At 69.3% G+C, this 17521-nt stretch carries 28 protein-coding genes; 2 read left to right on the top strand and 26 right to left on the bottom strand.

Translation table 11 applies throughout. The features are described 5' to 3' along the window. Positions 1 to 28: 28 nt before the first annotated feature. Positions 29 to 1693 (top strand): FAD-dependent oxidoreductase, encoded by a 1665-nt coding sequence (locus tag ACILRH_RS04550; RefSeq protein ID WP_395691107.1) that lies wholly within the window; start codon positions 29 to 31, stop codon positions 1691 to 1693. A gap of 19 nt (positions 1694 to 1712) precedes the next feature. Here ACILRH_RS04550 and ACILRH_RS04545 read toward each other — a convergent pair whose 3' ends face one another. Beyond that, positions 1713 to 2618: a PfkB family carbohydrate kinase gene (locus ACILRH_RS04545; RefSeq protein WP_395691105.1), complete on the bottom strand. Its 906-nt coding sequence runs from the start codon at positions 2616 to 2618 to the stop codon at positions 1713 to 1715. A 23-nt stretch (positions 2619 to 2641) separates the two neighbouring features. Here ACILRH_RS04545 and ACILRH_RS04540 point away from each other — a divergent pair, with 23 nt between their 5' ends. Beyond that, entirely contained in the window at positions 2642 to 3001 is a 360-nt protein-coding gene (locus tag ACILRH_RS04540; protein ID WP_395691103.1) for a GntR family transcriptional regulator, read from the top strand. Positions 3002 to 3069: 68 nt separating this feature from the next. Here ACILRH_RS04540 and rplQ read toward each other — a convergent pair whose 3' ends face one another. From rplQ to rplP, 25 genes are all read right to left on the bottom strand, one after another. Further along, positions 3070 to 3666, bottom strand: a complete 597-nt coding sequence (gene rplQ, locus ACILRH_RS04535) for a 50S ribosomal protein L17 (protein WP_395691102.1) — start codon at positions 3664 to 3666, stop codon at positions 3070 to 3072. Positions 3667 to 3734: 68 nt separating this feature from the next. Continuing rightward, on the bottom strand, positions 3735 to 4751 hold the full coding sequence (locus tag ACILRH_RS04530) for a DNA-directed RNA polymerase subunit alpha (protein ID WP_395691101.1): 1017 nt from the start codon (positions 4749 to 4751) through the stop codon (positions 3735 to 3737). A 103-nt stretch (positions 4752 to 4854) separates the two neighbouring features. Next, complete coding sequence (gene rpsD / locus ACILRH_RS04525; protein ID WP_395691099.1) at positions 4855 to 5463, bottom strand: 30S ribosomal protein S4; 609 nt, start codon at positions 5461 to 5463, stop codon at positions 4855 to 4857. A gap of 32 nt (positions 5464 to 5495) precedes the next feature. After that, positions 5496 to 5903 carry a 30S ribosomal protein S11 gene (rpsK, locus tag ACILRH_RS04520; RefSeq protein WP_028636387.1) on the bottom strand — a complete coding sequence of 136 codons (408 nt, stop codon included), beginning with the start codon at positions 5901 to 5903 and terminating at the stop codon, positions 5496 to 5498. 65 nt (positions 5904 to 5968) lie between these two features. Next, complete coding sequence (rpsM, locus tag ACILRH_RS04515; RefSeq protein ID WP_395691098.1) at positions 5969 to 6343, bottom strand: 30S ribosomal protein S13; 375 nt, start codon at positions 6341 to 6343, stop codon at positions 5969 to 5971. A gap of 165 nt (positions 6344 to 6508) precedes the next feature. Then, positions 6509 to 6622 carry a 50S ribosomal protein L36 gene (rpmJ, locus tag ACILRH_RS04510; protein ID WP_011757308.1) on the bottom strand — a complete coding sequence of 38 codons (114 nt, stop codon included), beginning with the start codon at positions 6620 to 6622 and terminating at the stop codon, positions 6509 to 6511. 32 nt (positions 6623 to 6654) lie between these two features. Beyond that, positions 6655 to 6876, bottom strand: coding sequence for a translation initiation factor IF-1 (infA, locus tag ACILRH_RS04505; protein WP_011757309.1), 222 nt, complete (start codon positions 6874 to 6876; stop codon positions 6655 to 6657). 232 nt (positions 6877 to 7108) lie between these two features. After that, on the bottom strand, positions 7109 to 8158 hold the full coding sequence (locus ACILRH_RS04500) for an LLM class flavin-dependent oxidoreductase (protein ID WP_395691096.1): 1050 nt from the start codon (positions 8156 to 8158) through the stop codon (positions 7109 to 7111). Between the two features lie 28 nt (positions 8159 to 8186). Next, complete coding sequence (locus ACILRH_RS04495) at positions 8187 to 9221, bottom strand: TerC family protein (protein ID WP_395691094.1); 1035 nt, start codon at positions 9219 to 9221, stop codon at positions 8187 to 8189. Between the two features lie 134 nt (positions 9222 to 9355). After that, complete coding sequence (gene map, locus ACILRH_RS04490) at positions 9356 to 10195, bottom strand: type I methionyl aminopeptidase (protein WP_395691093.1); 840 nt, start codon at positions 10193 to 10195, stop codon at positions 9356 to 9358. 32 nt (positions 10196 to 10227) lie between these two features. Continuing rightward, positions 10228 to 10803, bottom strand: coding sequence for an adenylate kinase (locus ACILRH_RS04485; RefSeq protein ID WP_395691092.1), 576 nt, complete (start codon positions 10801 to 10803; stop codon positions 10228 to 10230). Positions 10804 to 10822: 19 nt separating this feature from the next. Then, on the bottom strand, positions 10823 to 12127 hold the full coding sequence (secY, locus tag ACILRH_RS04480; protein WP_395691090.1) for a preprotein translocase subunit SecY: 1305 nt from the start codon (positions 12125 to 12127) through the stop codon (positions 10823 to 10825). 167 nt (positions 12128 to 12294) lie between these two features. Beyond that, positions 12295 to 12735, bottom strand: coding sequence for a 50S ribosomal protein L15 (gene rplO, locus ACILRH_RS04475; protein ID WP_395691088.1), 441 nt, complete (start codon positions 12733 to 12735; stop codon positions 12295 to 12297). Position 12736: 1 nt separating this feature from the next. Then, positions 12737 to 12919 carry a 50S ribosomal protein L30 gene (gene rpmD, locus ACILRH_RS04470; protein WP_182524546.1) on the bottom strand — a complete coding sequence of 61 codons (183 nt, stop codon included), beginning with the start codon at positions 12917 to 12919 and terminating at the stop codon, positions 12737 to 12739. After that, positions 12919 to 13533: a 30S ribosomal protein S5 gene (gene rpsE, locus ACILRH_RS04465; protein WP_395691086.1), complete on the bottom strand. Its 615-nt coding sequence runs from the start codon at positions 13531 to 13533 to the stop codon at positions 12919 to 12921. The genes rpmD and rpsE overlap by 1 nt, the downstream gene beginning before the upstream one ends. Before the next feature lie 38 nt (positions 13534 to 13571). Next, complete coding sequence (gene rplR, locus ACILRH_RS04460) at positions 13572 to 13955, bottom strand: 50S ribosomal protein L18 (RefSeq protein ID WP_395691084.1); 384 nt, start codon at positions 13953 to 13955, stop codon at positions 13572 to 13574. After that, the gene (rplF, locus tag ACILRH_RS04455; RefSeq protein ID WP_395691083.1) at positions 13955 to 14494 is read right to left on the bottom strand and encodes a 50S ribosomal protein L6; all 540 of its coding nucleotides are present in this window, start codon (positions 14492 to 14494) and stop codon (positions 13955 to 13957) included. The genes rplR and rplF overlap by 1 nt, the downstream gene beginning before the upstream one ends. A gap of 29 nt (positions 14495 to 14523) precedes the next feature. After that, positions 14524 to 14931, bottom strand: a complete 408-nt coding sequence (gene rpsH / locus ACILRH_RS04450; protein ID WP_395691081.1) for a 30S ribosomal protein S8 — start codon at positions 14929 to 14931, stop codon at positions 14524 to 14526. Positions 14932 to 14999: 68 nt separating this feature from the next. Further along, positions 15000 to 15185 carry a type Z 30S ribosomal protein S14 gene (locus ACILRH_RS04445; RefSeq protein WP_011757321.1) on the bottom strand — a complete coding sequence of 62 codons (186 nt, stop codon included), beginning with the start codon at positions 15183 to 15185 and terminating at the stop codon, positions 15000 to 15002. A 1-nt stretch (position 15186) separates the two neighbouring features. After that, positions 15187 to 15759 (bottom strand): 50S ribosomal protein L5, encoded by a 573-nt coding sequence (gene rplE, locus ACILRH_RS04440; RefSeq protein ID WP_395691080.1) that lies wholly within the window; start codon positions 15757 to 15759, stop codon positions 15187 to 15189. Then, positions 15759 to 16124: a 50S ribosomal protein L24 gene (gene rplX, locus ACILRH_RS04435; protein ID WP_395691078.1), complete on the bottom strand. Its 366-nt coding sequence runs from the start codon at positions 16122 to 16124 to the stop codon at positions 15759 to 15761. Before rplX ends, rplE begins: the two co-directional genes overlap by 1 nt. Before the next feature lie 3 nt (positions 16125 to 16127). Then, positions 16128 to 16496, bottom strand: coding sequence for a 50S ribosomal protein L14 (gene rplN, locus ACILRH_RS04430; protein WP_011757324.1), 369 nt, complete (start codon positions 16494 to 16496; stop codon positions 16128 to 16130). Positions 16497 to 16587: 91 nt separating this feature from the next. Beyond that, positions 16588 to 16866, bottom strand: a complete 279-nt coding sequence (rpsQ, locus tag ACILRH_RS04425; protein ID WP_395691076.1) for a 30S ribosomal protein S17 — start codon at positions 16864 to 16866, stop codon at positions 16588 to 16590. Then, a complete protein-coding gene (rpmC, locus tag ACILRH_RS04420) occupies positions 16863 to 17105 on the bottom strand; it encodes a 50S ribosomal protein L29 (protein WP_395691210.1) in 243 nt (80 codons plus the stop codon). The genes rpsQ and rpmC overlap by 4 nt, the downstream gene beginning before the upstream one ends. Beyond that, complete coding sequence (gene rplP / locus ACILRH_RS04415; protein WP_378562128.1) at positions 17099 to 17518, bottom strand: 50S ribosomal protein L16; 420 nt, start codon at positions 17516 to 17518, stop codon at positions 17099 to 17101. The genes rpmC and rplP overlap by 7 nt, the downstream gene beginning before the upstream one ends. Between the last annotated feature and the right edge of the window lie 3 nt (positions 17519 to 17521).

Below are 17521 nucleotides of genomic sequence, written 5' to 3'. Positions count from 1 at the left end.
CTATTGCGCGCGCTCCTAGGCTGAGGTGGTGAGCATCCCCGCCATCGTCCTCATCGGGGCCGAGCACCCCGACGAGCTGCGCGCCGGCTTCGCGCGCTACCGGCAGGAGTACGACGTCCGCCTCGCCGCCTCGTGCCGCGAGGCCCTCGAGATCACCCACGACGTCGTGGGAGCCGGCGGCACCGTGGCCATGTTCGTGTCCGAGTCGGTCGTCCCTGACGCCGAGTCCGTGCTGCACGCCTTCCACAAGCTGCGCGAGAAGGTCCCGACCGCGCGCCGGGTGATCACCGCCCACTGGGACCGCTTCCTCACCGACGCACCGACGCTGCGGCCGGGTATGGCCGCCGGCAAGTACGACGCCTACCTGCTGATGCCGCGCGGGGTGCGGGACGAGGAGTTCCACAACGCGATCACCGACCTGCTCTCCGACTGGGGCTCGACGGTCGCCGACCCCGAGGTCGTGGCGGTCAAGATCGTCTCGCCGGCGCGCGACGGGCTCACCCTCGCCATCCGCGACTTCCTCGACCGGATGGGCATGCCGAGCCGGGTCTACGCCCCGGACTCCGAGGGCGGCCGGTTCGTGCTCGACCTCGTCGAGGGCGAGGCCACGTTCCCGCTGGTCTACGCGCTCAACCGCCCGGTCATCCGCGCCCGCACCGTGCGCGACGTGGCGATCGGCATCTACGGGGCGCCGACCGACCTCGACCTCGACCACGTCGTCGACGTGGCGGTGGTGGGTGGCGGTCCGGCGGGTCTCGCGACCGCGGTGTACGCCGCCTCCGAGGGGCTCTCGACGGTGATCCTCGAGGCCGAGGCGATCGGCGGCCAGGCGGGCACCAGCTCGATGATCCGCAACTACCTCGGCTTCCCGCGCGGGATCTCCGGCATGCGGCTGGCCCAGCGGGCCCGCAACCAGGCGCTGCGCTTCGGCGCCCGCTTCTACACCGGCCAGGTCGTCGACGAGCTGCGCCCCGGAAGCGACGGCGCGCCGCACGTGCTCTGCACCGAGTCCGGCGAGGTGCACGCCCGGTCGGTCGTCATCGCCAGCGGCGTCGCCTACCGCAAGCTCCGGGTCGAGCCGCTGGAGGAGCTCGTGGGGTCGGGCGTCTTCTACGGCGCCGCCATGACCGCCGCCCGCGAGATGGAGGGCCAGGACGTCTTCGTCGTCGGGGGCGGCAACTCCGCCGGCCAGGCGGCAGTCCACCTGGCGCGGTTCGCCCGCTCGGTCACAGTGCTGGTGCGCCGACCCAGCCTGGGCGAAACGATGTCGTCGTACCTCATCGGCGAGATCGAGCACAACCCGCGGATCTCGGTGCGCACCTGCACCCACGTCGTCGACGGCGGCGGCGACGGCCGGCTGGAGTGGCTGTGCCTGGAGGACGTGCGGACCGACGAGCGCGAGCGGGTGTCGGCGTACGGACTGTTCCTGCTGCTCGGCGCCGAGCCCCACTGCGACTGGATCCCGGCCGAGGTCGCGCGCGACCCCCGGGGCTTCGTGCTCACCGGACGCGACGTGCCCAAGGAGCACTGGCACGACGGGCTGCCGCCGGCCGAGCTCGCGACGACCGTGCCCGGCATCTTCTGCGCCGGCGACGTGCGCGCGGGCTCAATGAAGCGCGTCGCCTCCGCGAGCGGCGAAGGAGCGTCGGTCGTGCCGCTGGTGCACGCGTACCTGGCTCCGGAGGGCGACTGAGGATCGCGGTTGCGCTCCGTCAGAGCTCTCGACGGTACGGCGGGTCCGCACCCGGTCGGGACACGGTCACGGCCGCGGCGCGGGCCGCGTGGGCGAGGACGGCCTCCGCGTCGGCGGCCCCGACGCCGCGGAGGCGACCGCGGTGGTCTGCACCGAGCAGGCCGCGCTCCCACAGCGCGTCGATCGTGGCGGCACCGAACGTGTCGCCGGCCCCGATCGTGTCGGCGACCTGGACCGGCAGCGACGCGACCTCCGCGGTCACCGTCCCACCGAACCAGGTGGCGCCGTCCCCGCCACGGGTCACCACGACCGCGGCCGGACCGAGCGCGAGCAGGTGCGCGGCCGCGGTCTCGAGGTCGAGGTCGGGATAGAGGTGCTCGAGGTCCTCGTCGGAGGCCTTCACGAGGTCGCTGAGCGCGACCAGCCGCTCGACCAGCGCGACGACGTCGGGGCCGGTGCCGGTGATGGCCGGACGGGCGTTGACGTCGTAGCTGACGGTGGCGACCGACCGCAGCCGGTCGACCAGCTCGCGGACCTGGTCGGCGCCGGGCTCCACCACGGCACCGAGTGAGCACACGTGCACGACGACCGGCGCAGGCTCGGTCCCGACCACGCCGAGGCGCCACTCCAGGTCGAACTCGTAGGACGCCGCACCGTCGGCGCCGATGGTGGCGGCCGCGGTCGCGGTGCGGTCGAGCACCCGGGGGTCGCCGGCCAGCTCCACCCCGGCGTCGGCGAGGTGGGCCGCGAGCACGGCACCACGAGCATCGTCGGCCCACGCGGTCGCGAACCGCACCTGCCGACCCAGCCGCGCCAGAGCCACGGCGACGTTGGCGGCGCTGCCGCCGGCGTACTCCAGCGTGGCCCCGTCGGCGGTGTGCACGATGTCCACCAACGACTCCCCGACGACCAGGACGCTCTCCATGAGGATGTCTCTACCATGCGGGGATGCAGGTGCACCCGCTGGACGCCACCTCGTCCGTCCCGCCGTTCGAGCAGCTGCGCGCCCAGGTCGCGTCCCGGGCCGCGTCGGGTGACCTCCCGGCCGGCACCCGGCTGCCGACCGTCCGTGCGCTCGCCGGCGACCTCGGCCTGGCCGTGAACACGGTCGCCAAGGCCTACCGGGCGCTGGAGTCCGACGGGGTGGTCGTGACCGAGGGCCGCCGCGGCACCTTCGTCGCCCCGCAGCAGCGCTCGGCGTCGGCGGACGAGACCGCCACAGCCGCCGCGGCGACATACGCCGCCACCGCCCGCCGCGCCGGCCTCACCCTCCCCGAGGCCCTCCGCCTCGTCGAGCGCGCCTGGTGACCCCCCGGTGAAATGGGACCGGCCCGCCAGAGCGGTGCTCTGACGGGCCGGCGAGGGGCGATCGGGCCTCAGGCCTTCTCGTCCTCCTCGGTGCTCTCCGCGGCGGCCTCCTCGGCAGGCGCCTCGTCCGCGACGGGCTCCTCCTCGGCGACGACGCTGGCCTCCGGCGACGCCTCGTCGGTCAGCTCCGTGGGAGCCTCCTCGACGGTGGTCTCCTCGGCAGCGGTCTCCTCGGCAGCGGTCTCCTCGGCGACGGGGGCGGCCGGGGCCGTCTTCGTCGCCTTCGAGCGGGCCGGCTTCGGCTGGTAGGCCTCGGTCACGAGCTCGATGACCGCCATCGGGGCGTTGTCGCCCTTGCGCGGACCGACCTTGGTGATCCGGGTGTAGCCACCGGGACGCTCCGCGAAGGTCGGCGCGATCTCGGTGAACAGGACGTGGACGACCGACTTGTCGCGCACCGTCTTGAGCACCTCACGACGGTTGTGCAGGTCGCCCTTCTTCGCCTTGGTGATCAGCTTCTCCGCGACCGGGCGCAGCGCGCGCGCCTTGGCCTCGGTGGTGGTGATCCGGCCGTGCTCGAACAGCTGGGTCGCCAGGTTCGAGAGGATCAGGCGCTGGTGGGCCGGGCTCCCGCCGAGGCGGGGACCCTTGGTGGGCTTGGGCATGTTCTTCCCATCTCTCCGGCCGTGTCAGGTACCGGGGTAGACGGCCGCGGGGTTGCGGCCGATTTCGATCAGTACTGCTCGTCCTCGACGAACGCGTCGTCGTCGTCGTCGCCGTACGCCGCGAGCGCGGCGTGCGGGTCGAAGCCGGGCGCGCTGTCCTTGAGGGACAGGCCCATCTCGACCAGCTTGGCCTTGACCTCGTCGATCGACTTCGCGCCGAAGTTGCGGATGTCGAGGAGGTCCTGCTCCGAGCGGCTGATGAGCTCACCCACGGTGTGGATGCCCTCGCGCTTGAGGCAGTTGTAGGAGCGGACGGTCAGCTGCAGGTCCTCGACCGGGAGGGCGAGGTCGGCAGCGAGCTGCTCGTCGACGGGCGACGGGCCGATGTCGATGCCCTCGGCCTCGACGTTGAGCTCGCGGGCCAGCCCGAACAGCTCGACCAGGGTCTTGCCGGCCGAGGCGATCGCGTCGCGCGGGCGGATCGACGGCTTGGTCTCGACGTCGATGACCAGCTTGTCGAAGTCCGTGCGCTGCTCGACACGGGTGGCCTCGACCTTGTAGGTCACCTTGAGGACCGGGCTGTAGATCGAGTCGACCGGCATCCGGCCGATCTCGTTGTCCGCACCCTTGTTCTGGACCGCGGACACGTAGCCGCGACCGCGCTCGACGACCAGCTCCATCTCCAGCTTGCCCTTGTCGGACAACGTGGCGATCTTCAGGTCGGGGTTGTGCACCTCGACACCGGCCGGCGGCGCGATGTCCGCGGCGGTGACGTCCCCGGCACCCGACTTGCGCAGGTACATGGTGACCGGCTCGTCGTGCTCGGAGGAGACGACCAGGCCCTTGAGGTTGAGGATGATCTCGGTGACGTCCTCCTTGACGCCCTCGATGGTCGAGAACTCGTGGAGGACGTTGTCGATCTTGATGCTCGTGACCGAGGCACCCGGGATCGAGCTGAGCAGAGTACGCCGGAGCGAGTTGCCCAGCGTGTAGCCGAAGCCGGGCTCCAGCGGCTCGATCACGAACCGCGAGCGGAACTCGTCGACGTTCTCTTCCGACAGGGTGGGGCGCTGTGCGATGAGCACTTGTTCTTTCCTTTCCGGGCCCACCCGCTATTTGACGGGCCCGAATGTGCTGGGTGACGGAAGGTGGTTCGGGGTGCCCCGCCGCAGCGGGGCACCCCGGGGGTCACTTCTTCGAGTAGTACTCGACGATGAGCTGCTCCTGGACCGGGATGTCGATCTGCGCCCGGACCGGGAGCTGGTGCACCAGGATGCGCATCCGCGACGGGATGGCCTCGAGCCACGCCGGGACGACGCGCTCGCCGTGGGTCTCGCGAGCCACGATGAAGGGGGTCATCTCCAGCGACTTCTCGCGGACGTCGATGACGTCGTGCGCCGCGACCTGGTACGACGGGATGTCGACCTTGCGGCCGTTCACCGTGAAGTGGCCGTGCACGACCAGCTGGCGGGCGTGGCGGCGGGTGCGGGCGAAGCCGGCGCGGTAGACGACGTTGTCCAGGCGGCACTCGAGCAGCTGGAGCAGGTTGTCGCCGGTCTTGCCGGAGCGGCGGGAGGCCTCGACGTAGTAGTTGTGGAACTGGCGCTCCATCACGCCGTAGGTGAAGCGAGCCTTCTGCTTCTCCTGCAGCTGCGAGCGGTACTCGCTCTCCTTGATGCGCGCGCGTCCGTGCTGGCCGGGCGGGTAGGGGCGCTTCTCGAACGCCGCGTCGCCGCCGACGAGGTCGACGCCGAGACGACGCGACTTCCGGGTCATGGGGCCGGTGTAACGGGCCATTTCTTACAAGTCTCCTGTTCTCGGTCGCCGGGTCAGACGCGACGGCGCTTGGGCGGGCGGCAGCCGTTGTGCGGCGTGGGCGTGACGTCCTGGATGGTGCCGACCTCGAGGCCGATCGCACCCAGGGAACGGATCGCGGTCTCGCGGCCCGAGCCCGGGCCCTTGACGAAGACGTCGATCTTCTTCATGCCGTGCTCCATCGCCCGGCGTCCGGCGGCCTCGGCGGCCATCTGCGCGGCGAACGGGGTGGACTTGCGGGACCCCTTGAAGCCGACGGTGCCGGCGGAGGCCCACGAGATCACCGCACCGGTCGGGTCGGTGATCGTGACGATGGTGTTGTTGAACGTGCTCTTGATGTGGGCCTCGCCCGTGGCGACGTTCTTCTTCTCCTTGCGGCGCACCTTCTTGGCGCCGGCCGCGGTGCGGCTCTTGGGAGGCATGCAGTATCTCCTGAAGTAGCTGGTCTGGAAGCTCTGGTGACGAGGATCAGCGCGTCAGCGCCGGATCACTTCGCCTTCTTCTTGCCGGCAACCGTGCGCTTCGGACCCTTGCGGGTGCGGGCGTTGGTCTTGGTGCGCTGACCGCGGACCGGGAGGCCCTGGCGGTGGCGGCGACCCTGGTAGCTGCCGATCTCGATCTTGCGACGGATGTCGGCCTGGACCTCGCGACGGAGGTCACCCTCGATCTTGAAGTTGGACTCGATCTCGTCACGGAGCTTGACCAGCTCCTCGTCGCCCAGCTCGTGGACGCGCAGGTCCGGGTTGACCCCGGTGGCCTGCAGGACCTGCTGGGCGCGGGTACGGCCGATGCCGTAGATGTAGGTGAGTGCGACCTCGATGCGCTTGTCGCGCGGGAGGTCCACACCAACGAGGCGTGCCATGTGGCGATGTTTCCTAACGGTTGTTCGCAGCGGTTTCGGTCGTGTCGCGTCCCCGGCCTCGTGAGGTGGGCTCCGGCCGTCTGCTCCGGAGGTGGTTCGCGCCGTCGTACGACGGGCTAGCGATCACGTTGTGTGTTCAGTTGTGGTGCAGCTGGTGCGCTGCGATCAGCCCTGGCGCTGCTTGTGGCGCGGGTTCTCGCAGATGACCATGACGCGGCCGTGGCGACGGATCACCTTGCACTTGTCACAGATCGGCTTGACGCTCGGCTTGACCTTCACTGTCAGGCCCTTTCCGGTAGAAGCGGCTCTTCTTACTTGTACCGGTAGACGATCCGACCCCGGGTGAGGTCGTAGGGCGAGAGCTCCACCACGACCCGGTCCTCGGGGAGGATCCGGATGTAGTGCTGGCGCATCTTGCCGCTGATGTGGGCGAGAACCTTGTGGCCGTTGCTCAGCTCCACACGGAACATCGCGTTCGGAAGGGCCTCCACGACGGTGCCCTCGATCTCGATCACGCCTTCTTTCTTCGGCATGTCCTCCACAATCCGTTGGTTGGTTGTCTACCGTGTGGCCCGGGAACCGCCCGTCCCGCCGTGGTGCAGGTGGGACGGTGGACCTCGTAGAGCCGCCCGTGGTCCTCTCCCCGGGCACACGCCCGAACCGCTCCGAGGAGCGTTTCGGTCGCTGGTCCGGGCAGCCGCGAGGCACCACGAAGCAGACCCACGTTGGGCCGACACGCCAGTCTAGCCGGACCGTGACACGAAGTCACAATCCGGCGAGCAGCCGCAGCGTCTCCTCGCGGGCGGGGCTCGACCCGGGCTCGGTGCCGGTCCAGGCGCCCGCCACCGGGTGCACCATGACCTCGTCGACCTGGTACGTCGCCGCGAGCTCCTCGATCCGCGCGCGGGCGCGGTCGGGGGCCCCGATGACCCACCGGGCGGCCATCTGCTCCACCAGGTCCAGGTGCGCGGGCGGCAGCTCGACCTTCTCGGACTCCTCGACCAGCCGCTGCGGGCGCAGCTCCTGGCCGGTGCGCAGCGCGAGCATGGCCTGCAGCTGCGGCAGGGCGAGGCGGGCAGCCTCCTCCTCGGTCTCGGCCACGACGGCGTTGACGGTCAGGAAGGTCCGCGGCTCCGCCAGCTCCGGGGACGGCCGGAAGCCCTGCCGGTAGAGCGCGAGCGCGTCGGCGGTGCCCGAGCCGGAGAAGTGGTGCGCGAAGACGTAGGGCATCCCCTTCTCGGCCGCCAGCCGGGCCGAGTAGTCCGACGACCCCAGCAGCCAGATCTGCGGCACCGAGCGCGCCGAGGGGGTCGCGCGCAGCGGGTAGGTGCGGCCCTGGACCTGGAGGCCGACGCCGTCCGGCTCCATCATCGCCAGCACGTTGTCGACGTACTCGGGGAAGCGCGTCACGGCCTCGTCGCTGACCCCGCCCGCCCCGTGCCGCAGGGCGTACGACGTCACCGGGTCGCTGCCCGGCGCCCGCCCGATGCCCAGGTCGATCCGGCCGGGGAACGCCGCCTCCAGGAGCGCGAACTGCTCGGCGACCACGAGCGGTGCGTGGTTGGGGAGCATCACACCTCCCGACCCGACCCGGATCGTCGACGTCGCGCCGGCGACCAGCCCGATGAGGACCGGAGGGTTGGTGGCAGCGACGGCCGGCATGTTGTGGTGCTCGGCGAGCCAGTAGCGCCGGTAGCCGAGCTGGTCCGCGGTCCGCGCGAGGGCGATCGAGGCGGCCACCGCGTCGCCGGTGGCCTGGTCGCTGCGGACAGGCACGAGATCGAGGACGGACAGGGCGGGGGATCCAGCACTCACTCCGGATCAACCCCTGCGACGCGCCTCGCTATTCCGTGGCCGCGCTCTCGTCGGGGGCTCGCAGCGAGCTCGTGCGCTCCTCGATCTCCTCCTCGCTCATGTTGCGCGACGCCACCAGGCTCGCGATCGCCGTCACGGCCAGCGTCACGACGATCACCCCGAGGCTCAGCAACGACGAGATCTCCGGCACGTGCACCGGCTCGCCGCCGTTGATGAACGGGAGCTCGTTGGAGTGCAGGGCGTGGAGGACCAGCTTGACGCCGATGAAGGCGAGGATGAACGACAGCCCGAGCGAGAGGTAGATCAGCCGCTTGAGCAGGCCCCCGAGCAGGAAGTAGAGCTGCCGCAGGCCCATCAACGCGAACACGTTGGCGGTGAAGACCAGGTAGGGCTCCTGGGTGATGCCGAAGATCGCCGGGATCGAGTCCAGCGCGAAGAGCAGGTCGGTCGTGCCGAGCGCGATGATCACGATGAGCATCGGGGAGACCACCCGCGCGCCGTTCTCCTTCCAGAACAGCTTCAGGCCGCGGTACTCCTCACCGACGTTGAGGTGGGACTGCGCGAACGTGATGACGCGGTTGTGCTCGGGGTGCTCGTCCTCGTGGCTGCGGTAGCTCTTGACCAGCGACACCGCGGTGTACACGAGGAAGGCGCCGAAGAGGTAGAACACCCACGAGAAGTTGGAGATCAACTGGTAGCCCAGCGCGATGAAGATTCCGCGAAAGACCAGCGCCAGGATGACGCCCACCATGAGGGCCTCCTGCTGGTACTCGCGCGGCACCCGGAGCGCGGCCATCAAGATGATGAACACGAACAGATTGTCGATCGACAGCGAGTACTCCGTCAGCCAGCCCGCGTAGAACTGCACCCCCATGTCGTGGCCGTGCGACCACCAGATCCAGGCACCGAAGGCGATGGCGGCGCCGATGTAGACAGTGAGCGCCGTCGCCGTCTCCCGGAAGCTGGGCTCGTGCGGGTTCCGTGCGATCACGACGACGTCGAACACGAGCACGGCCACGGTCACGGCGATGGTGACGGCCCACTCGAGGGTGGAGATCTCCATGAGAAAGGTCCTGGGGGCAGGGGACGGTGAGGTCGTCAGGAGTCTCTCCCGCCGCCGTCCGGCGACCCGCGGATCCGGGGCGACCAGCCCGTGCTGACGAACCCGCGGCGAAGGGATACTCCCCCCTGCGCGACCTAGTCTGTCACACCCCCGAAGGGGACCCCCAGCTCGCGCAGCCGCGCCTCGCCGCCGTCGAGGGCGGTGAGCACCCAGGTGCCGGTCGAGGTGAGGGTGAAGGTGTGCTCCGAGTGGGCGGCCCAGCGGCCGTCGTCGGTGACGACGGTCCAGTCGTCGTCGAGGACCGACACGTCCTGGGTGCCGAGGGTGACCATCGGCTCGACGGCGAGCGCCAGGCCCTCGACCAGTCGGGGGCCCTTGCCGGGGCGCCCGACGTTGGGCACGTTCGGGGGCTGGTGCATCGCCGAGCCGATCCCGTGGCCGGTGTAGTCCTCCAGGATGCCGTAGCGCCCCTGGCTGCGCACGTGCCGCTCGACCGCGGCCGAGATGTCGGTGACCCGGCCACCGAGGTGGGCCGCGGCGATGCCGCGCCACATCGCCTCCTCGGCCACCCGGACCAGCTCGGTCACCTCGTCGGGCACGGCGCCGACCGGCACCGTGATCGCGGCGTCCCCGTGCCAACCCCGCCCCGTGCGGTCCGCGACGATGGCGCCGCAGTCCAGCGAGACGACGTCGCCCTCGGCGAGCACCCGGTCGCCAGGGATCCCGTGCACGACCTCGTCGTTGACCGACGCGCAGATCGAGGCCGGGAAGCCGTGGTAGCCCAGGAACGACGGGGTCGCCCCCGAGCTGCGGATGTGGTCCTCGGCGATCGCGTCGAGCTCACCGGTCGTGATGCCCGGGCGCACGGCCTCGCGCAGCGCCTCGAGGGTCCGGCCGACCACCAGGCCGGCCTGCCGCATCGCGGCGATCTGCTCCGGCGTCTTGATCTCGACGCCGCGGTCGAACAGTGCCACCGCTGGTTCACCCCTTGCTGGCGCGGCTTCCCCTATGACTCGGGTACGACGTCCAGGGCCTCGAAGATCCGCGCCGTCACGTCGTCGACCTCGCCCATGCCGTCGATCTCCACGACGATCCCCCGCTGCTTGTAGACCTCGATCAGGGGCTCGGTCTGCTCGAGGTACACCTCCTGGCGGCGCCGGATGACGTCCTCGGTGTCGTCGGCCCGGCCCTCGACCTGGGCGCGCTGCAGCAACCGGCTGACGATCTCGTCGCGGTCGACGGTCAGACAGACCACGGCGTCGAGCTGGTGGCCGGTGAACCGGATCATCCCGTCGAGCTCCTCGACCTGGGCGAGCGTGCGCGGGTAGCCGTCCAGGAGGAACCCACCCTCGGCGTCCGGCTCGTCGATCCGGTTGCGGACCATCGCGTTGGTGACCTCGTCGGGCACGTACTCGCCGGCGTCCATGTAGCGCTTGGCCGCGAGCCCGAGCTCGGTCCCCTCGGACACGTTGGCGCGGAAGATGTCACCGGTCGAGATCGCGGGGATCTTGAAGTGCTCGGCGATGTACTTCGCCTGGGTGCCCTTGCCCGCACCCGGCGGGCCCATGATGATCAGCCTCATCTGACTAGCTCAGCCTCACTTACCGAAGGAATCCTTCGTAGTTGCGCTGCTGGAGCTGGCTCTCGATCTGCTTCACCGTGTCCAGGGCGACGCCGACCATGATCAGGATGCTGGTGCCACCGAACGGGAAGTTCTGGTTGGCACCGATCACGGCGAACGCGATGAGGGGGATGAGGGCGATGAGGCCGAGGTACAGGGCACCCGGCAGCGTGATGCGGGACAGGACGTAGGAGAGGTACTCCTCGGTCGGCTTGCCCGCCCGGATCCCGGGGATGAAGCCGCCGTACTTCTTCATGTTGTCCGCCACCTCTTGAGGGTTGAAGGTGATGGAGACGTAGAAGTAGGTGAAGAAGACGATCAGGCCGAAGAAGGCCAGCATGTAGAGCGGGTGGTCCCCCCGCACGAGGTAGTCGTTGATCCAGGTCGCCCACTTGTTGTTCGGGTCGTTGTTGAACGACGCGAGCATCGCGGGCAGGTAGAGCAGCGACGAGGCGAAGATGACCGGGATGACGCCGGCCTGGTTGACCTTGAGCGGGATGTAGGTCGAGCTGCCGCCGAACATCTTGCGACCGACCATCCGGCGGGCGTACTGCACCGGGATCCGGCGCTGGGCCTGCTCCACGAAGATGACCGCGGCGATGATGACCAGCCCGATCACGACGACGATGCTCAGCGTCCACCAGCCGTTGGCCTTCTGGACCGCCCAGAGCGAGGACGGGAAGTGCGAGATGACCTGCGTGAAGATCAGCAGGGACATGCCGTTGCCGATGCCGCGCTCGGTGATGAGCTCGCCGAGCCACATGATGACCGCGGTCCCGGCGGTCATGGTGACGACCATGACGAGGAAGGTCGCCGTGGTGTCGTCGCGCAGGAGGCTGCGGTCGCAGCCCTGGAGCAGGTTCCCCGAGCGGGCCAGGGCCACGATGCCGGTCGCCTGGAGCACGGCGAGGCCCAGCGTCAGGTAGCGGGTGTACTGGGTGATCTTCGTCTGGCCGGACTGGCCCTCCTTCTTGAGGGCCTCGAGCCGGGGGATCACGACGACCAGCAGCTGCAGGATGATGCTGGCCGTGATGTAGGGCATGATCCCGAGCGCGAAGATGGTCAGCTGGAGCAGCGCCCCGCCCGAGAACAGGTTGACCATGCTGTAGAGGCTGGAGTTCGAGCCCGAGGACGCGATGTCGATGCACGCCTGGACGTTCCCGACGTCGACGCCGGGAGCGGGGACCTGGGACCCGAGCCGGAAGATCGTGATGATCATCAGGACGAACAGCAGCTTGCGCCGCAGGTCCGGGGTCCGGAAAGCGTTCGCGAACGCGCTCAGCACGAGATCCTCTTTCTCCAAGCATGAAGCGGCCCCTGCGAGGTGATCGCAAGGACCCGTCGAAGCCTAACAGGGCGACGGGCAGCCCCCGAAAGCGCGCCGGGCGCGGTGCTCCTGCCGCTGGACAGGAGCGCCGCGCCCTGGACGCTGGTGCCGGTCAAGACCGAGGCTCAGACCACCGTGGCGGTGCCGCCGGCGGCCTCGATCTTCTCCTTCGCCGAGCCGGAGAACGCGTTCACGCTCACCTGGACGGCGACCGAGAGGTCGCCCTGACCGAGGACCTTGACCGGGAGTCCGTCGCGGACGGCTCCCTTGGCCACGAGGTCGTCGACCGTCACGGCGCCGCCCTCGGGGAAGAGCTCGCCCAGGCGGTCGAGGTTGACGACCTGGAACTCCACCTTGTTGGGGTTCTTGAAGCCCTTGAGCTTCGGCAGCCGCATGTGGATCGGCATCTGGCCACCCTCGAAGGCGACCGGGACCTGGTAGCGGGCCTTGGTGCCCTTGGTGCCACGTCCCGCGGTCTTGCCCTTGGAGGCCTCACCGCGGCCGACGCGGGTCTTGGCGGTCTTGGCGCCCGGTGCCGGACGCAGGTGGTGCAGCTTGAGCGTCATGTCACTCGACCTCCTCGACCGTCACGAGGTGACGGACGGTGTTGACCATGCCCCGGATCTCCGGGCGGTCCTCCTTGACGACCACGTCGCCGATCCGCTTCAGGCCGAGGGTCCGCAGCGTCTCGCGCTGGTTCTTCTTCAGGCCGACCAGGCCGCGGTCCTGCCGGACCTTGAGCTGTGCCATCAGGAGGTCACCTCCGCGGTGCCCGCGGGCACCTCGGCCCGGGCCTTCAGCAGCGCCGCCGGGGTGACCTGCTCGACCGGGAGGCCGCGGCGGGCCGCGACGGACTCCGGCTGCTCGAGCATCTTCAGCGCCTCGACGGTGGCGTGGACGATGTTGATCTGGTTCGACGAGCCGAGCGACTTGCTCAGGACGTCGTGGATGCCGGCGCACTCGAGCACCGCACGCACCGGGCCGCCGGCGATCACACCGGTACCGGGTGCGGCCGGGCGCAGCAGGACGACGCCCGCCGCCTTCTCGCCCTGGACCGGGTGCGGGATCGTGCCCTGGATGCGCGGGACGCGGAAGAAGTGCTTCTTCGCCTCCTCGACACCCTTGGCGATCGCCGCCGGCACCTCCTTGGCCTTGCCGTAGCCGACGCCGACGAGACCGTCACCGTCACCGACGACCACGAGGGCGGTGAAGCTGAAGCGACGACCACCCTTCACGACCTTGGCGACACGGTTGATCGCAACGACGCGCTCGATGTAGGCGGTCTTCTCCGCGCCCTGGCCGCGACGGTCGTCGCGTCCACCACGGCGCTCGCCACCGCGCTGTCCGCGCTGGGCTCCGCTCATGAGACTGTTCCTCTTCTCTCTTGTGCGATCTGTGCGATCTAGAAGCTCAGGCCGCCCTCGCGGGCGCCGTCGGCCAGGGCCGCGACGCGACCGTGGTACTTGTTGCCGGCGCGGTCGAAGACCACGCCGTCGATGCCGGCCGACTTGGCCCGCTCCGCGACCAGCTCGCCGACCTTCTTGGCCTTGGCGGTCTTGTCGCCACTGAAGCCACGCAGGTCCGACTCCATGGTCGAGGCCGACGCCAGCGTCTTGCCGGCCAGGTCGTCGACGACCTGGACCGAGATGTGCTTCGCGGACCGGGTCACGACCAGGCGCGGGCGGTCCGGGGTGCCGGCGACCTTCTTGCGGCCGCGCACCTGCCGGCGCAGCCGCGACTTGGTGCGCGACGCCGTGTGCTTGTTGTTCGACAGCGAGATGGCCATCACTTACCAGCCTTTCCGACCTTGCGACGGATGTGCTCACCCGCGTAGCGAACGCCCTTGCCCTTGTACGGCTCGGGCTTGCGCAGCTTGCGGATGTTCGCCGCCACCTCGCCGACGAGCTGCTTGTCGATGCCCTGGACGCCGAGGCGGGTCGGGCCGTCGACCGAGAACGTGATGCCCTCGGGGGCGTTGAACGTGATGGGGTGGGAGTACCCGAGCTGGAACTCCAGCTGGGTCGGACCCTTGGACAGGACGCGGTAGCCGACGCCCACGATCTCGAGCTTCTTCTCGTAGCCCTCGGTCACGCCGACGACCATGTTGTTGACCAGGGTCCGGGTGAGGCCGTGGAGGGCCTTGCTCTGACGCTCGTCGTCAGGACGCCGGACGTCCAGGACGCCGTCGCCCTTCTCGACCGTGATGGGTGCGGCCACGGTGTGGCTGAGGGTGCCCTTGGGCCCCTTCACCGTCACGTGTGCGCCGTCGATCGCGACGTCCACGCCGGACGGGACCGCGATCGGAAGCTTGCCAATGCGCGACATGCTCTTCTACTCCTTCGCAGCTCTCGTCGTCACCAGACGTAGGCGAGGACTTCCCCACCCACGCCCTTCTGGTTGGCCTGGCGGTCGGTCAGCAGGCCCTGGCTCGTCGAGATGATCGCGACGCCCAGGCCACCGAGGACCTTCGGCAGACCCGTGTGCTTGGCGTACACCCGCAGGCCGGGCTTGCTGATCCGGCGCACGCCCGCGATGGAGCGCTCCCGGTTGCGGCCGTACTTGAGGGTGATGGTCAGGGTCTTGCCCACCTCGCCCTCGGCCGGGTCCTTCACCTCGAACGAGGTGATGTAGCCCTCCTGCTGGAGGATCTCCGCGACGCCCTGCTTCAGCTTGCTGTACGGCATGGTCACCGCGTCGTGGTACGCCTGGTTGGCGTTGCGCAGACGGGTCAGCATGTCTGCGATCGGGTCGGTCATCGTCATGATGTGTGTCTTTCTCGTCGTGGTTTCGCCTCGCTCACGGCCAGGCGACCTTCAACGCGTTTGAGTGATTACCAGGAGGACTTGGTGACGCCGGGCAGCTCGCCGCGGTGTGCCATCTCCCGCAGGCAGATGCGGCACAGGCCGAACTTGCGGTAGACGGCCTTGGGCCGGCCGCAGCGCTGGCAGCGGGTGTAGCCGCGCACCGCGAACTTCGGCTTGCGCGCCGCCTTCACCTTCAGAGCAGTCTTCGCCATGTCAGTTCTCCTTGAACGGGAAGCCGAGCTGCTTCAACAGCGCGCGACCCTGCTCGTCGTTGGTGGCGGTGGTGACGATCGTGATGTCCATGCCGCGCGACCGGTCGATCCGGTCCTGGTCGATCTCGTGGAACATGACCTGCTCGGTGAGACCGAAGGTGTAGTTGCCGCGACCGTCGAACTGGTTCGGGTTCAGGCCCCGGAAGTCGCGGATGCGCGGGAGCGCGAGCGACAGCAGGCGGTCGAGGAACTCCCACATCCGGTCGCCACGCAGCGTGGTGTGCGCGCCGATCGGCATGCCCTCGCGGAGCTTGAACTGCGCGATCGACTTGCGGGCCTTGGTCACCAGCGGCTTCTGGCCGGTGATCGCGGTGAGGTCCTTGACCGCACCCTCGATCAGCTTCGAGTCGCGAGCCGCCTCGCCGACGCCCATGTTGACCACGATCTTGGTCAGGCCGGGCACCTGCATGACGTTCTGGATGTCGAACTCCGACCGCAGGGCGGGGAGGATCTCCTCGCGGTAGCGCGTCTTGAGACGCGGCGCCGCGGCAGCGGTGGTCTGGGTCTCGGTCATCAGATTTCCTTGCCGGTCTTGCGGGAGATGCGCACGGAGCGCTCCGCCTCGTAGGTCGAGCCGTCGGGACGGCGCTTGGTGACCTTGTCGCGACGGAAGCCGATGCGGGTCACGCCCTTGCCCTCGACGAGCATCACGTTGGACACGTGGATCGGCGCCTCGGTCGTGATGATGCCGCCGGTGGTGCCGGCGCGGCCGCCCTGGTTGACGACCTTGGTGTGCCGCTTGACCCGGTTGACGCCCTCGACGATCACCCGCTGCTCCTCGCGGAGCACCTGGATGACCTTGCCCTCGGCACCCTTGTCCTTGCCGGCGATCACCTTGACGGTGTCACCCTTCTTGATGTTCACGCTGTTCTTCCCCATGGCTCAGAGCACCTCCGGCGCCAGCGAGATGATCTTCATGAACTTCTTCTCCCGCAGCTCGCGGCCCACGGGGCCGAAGATGCGGGTGCCTCGCGGCTCGCCGTCGTTCTTGAGGATCACCGCGGCGTTCTCGTCGAAGCGGATGTACGAGCCGTCGGGGCGGCGGCGCTCCTTGACGGTGCGCACGACCACGGCCTTGACGACGTCGCCCTTCTTGACGTTGCCACCGGGGATCGCGTCCTTCACGGTCGCGACGATGACGTCGCCGATCCCGGCGTAGCGCCGACCCGAGCCACCGAGGACACGGATGCAGAGGATCTCCTTCGCACCGGTGTTGTCGGCGACCTTGAGTCGCGACTCCTGCTGAATCATTCGTTTCTCCTATGTCGTGCCGGTTCTCACCGCACTGGGGCGGCGAGCCTGGCCGAACCCTGAGTTGGATTCCGGGCGGCGCCCGGGTGGCTTACTTCGCGCGCTCGAGGATCTCGACGACCCGCCAGCGCTTGGTGGCCGACAGCGGCCGGGTCTCCATGAGGAGCACGCGGTCGCCGACGCCGCAGGCGTTGGTCTCGTCGTGGGCCTTGAGCTTCGAGGTCCGCCGCATGACCTTGCCGTAGAGCGCGTGCTTGACGCGGTCCTCGACGGACACGACGACGGTCTTGTCCATCTTGTCGCTCACGACCAGGCCCTCGCGGACCTTGCGGCTGTTGCGGTCGGTGGCCGTGCTCTCGGAGGTGCTCACTTCTCGTCCTCGTTGCTCGAGCCCGGCGCGGTCCGGATGCCGAGCTCGCGCTCACGCACCACGGTGTAGATCCGGGCGATGTCCTTCTTGACCGTGCGGAGCCGGCCGTGGCTCTCCAGCTGACCGGTGGCCGCCTGGAAGCGGAGGTTGAACAGCTCCTCCTTGGCCTCGCGGAGGCGGGCCTCCAGGTCGATGGCGTTCAGCTCGTCGAGCTCATGTGCCTTGACGGCCATCAGAATTCACCTGCCTCACGGGAGACGAAACGGCACTTCATGGGGAGCTTGTGCATCGCGCGGCGCATCGCCTCGCGGGCGACGTCCTCGCTGACGCCGGACAGCTCGAACATGACGCGACCGGGCTTGACGTTGGCGACCCACCACTCCGGCGAGCCCTTGCCGGAGCCCATGCGGGTCTCGGCGGGCTTCTTGGTCAGCGGTCGGTCCGGGTAGATGTTGATCCACACCTTGCCGCCACGCTTGATGTGACGGGTCATCGCGATACGGGCGGACTCGATCTGGCGGTTGGTCACGTAGTGACCCTCGACCGCCTGGATCCCGAAGTCGCCGAACGCGAGCCGGGTGCCACCCTTGGCCGCACCGGTCCGCTTGGGGTGGTGCTGCTTGCGGTGCTTGACACGACGGGGCATCAGCATGGG

This window comes from Nocardioides sp. (assembly GCF_044226765.1).
Lineage (GTDB): Bacteria > Actinomycetota > Actinomycetes > Propionibacteriales > Nocardioidaceae > Nocardioides.
The sequence above is the reverse complement of the archived record's forward strand: the minus strand, read 5'-3'. Positions and strand labels throughout refer to the sequence as shown.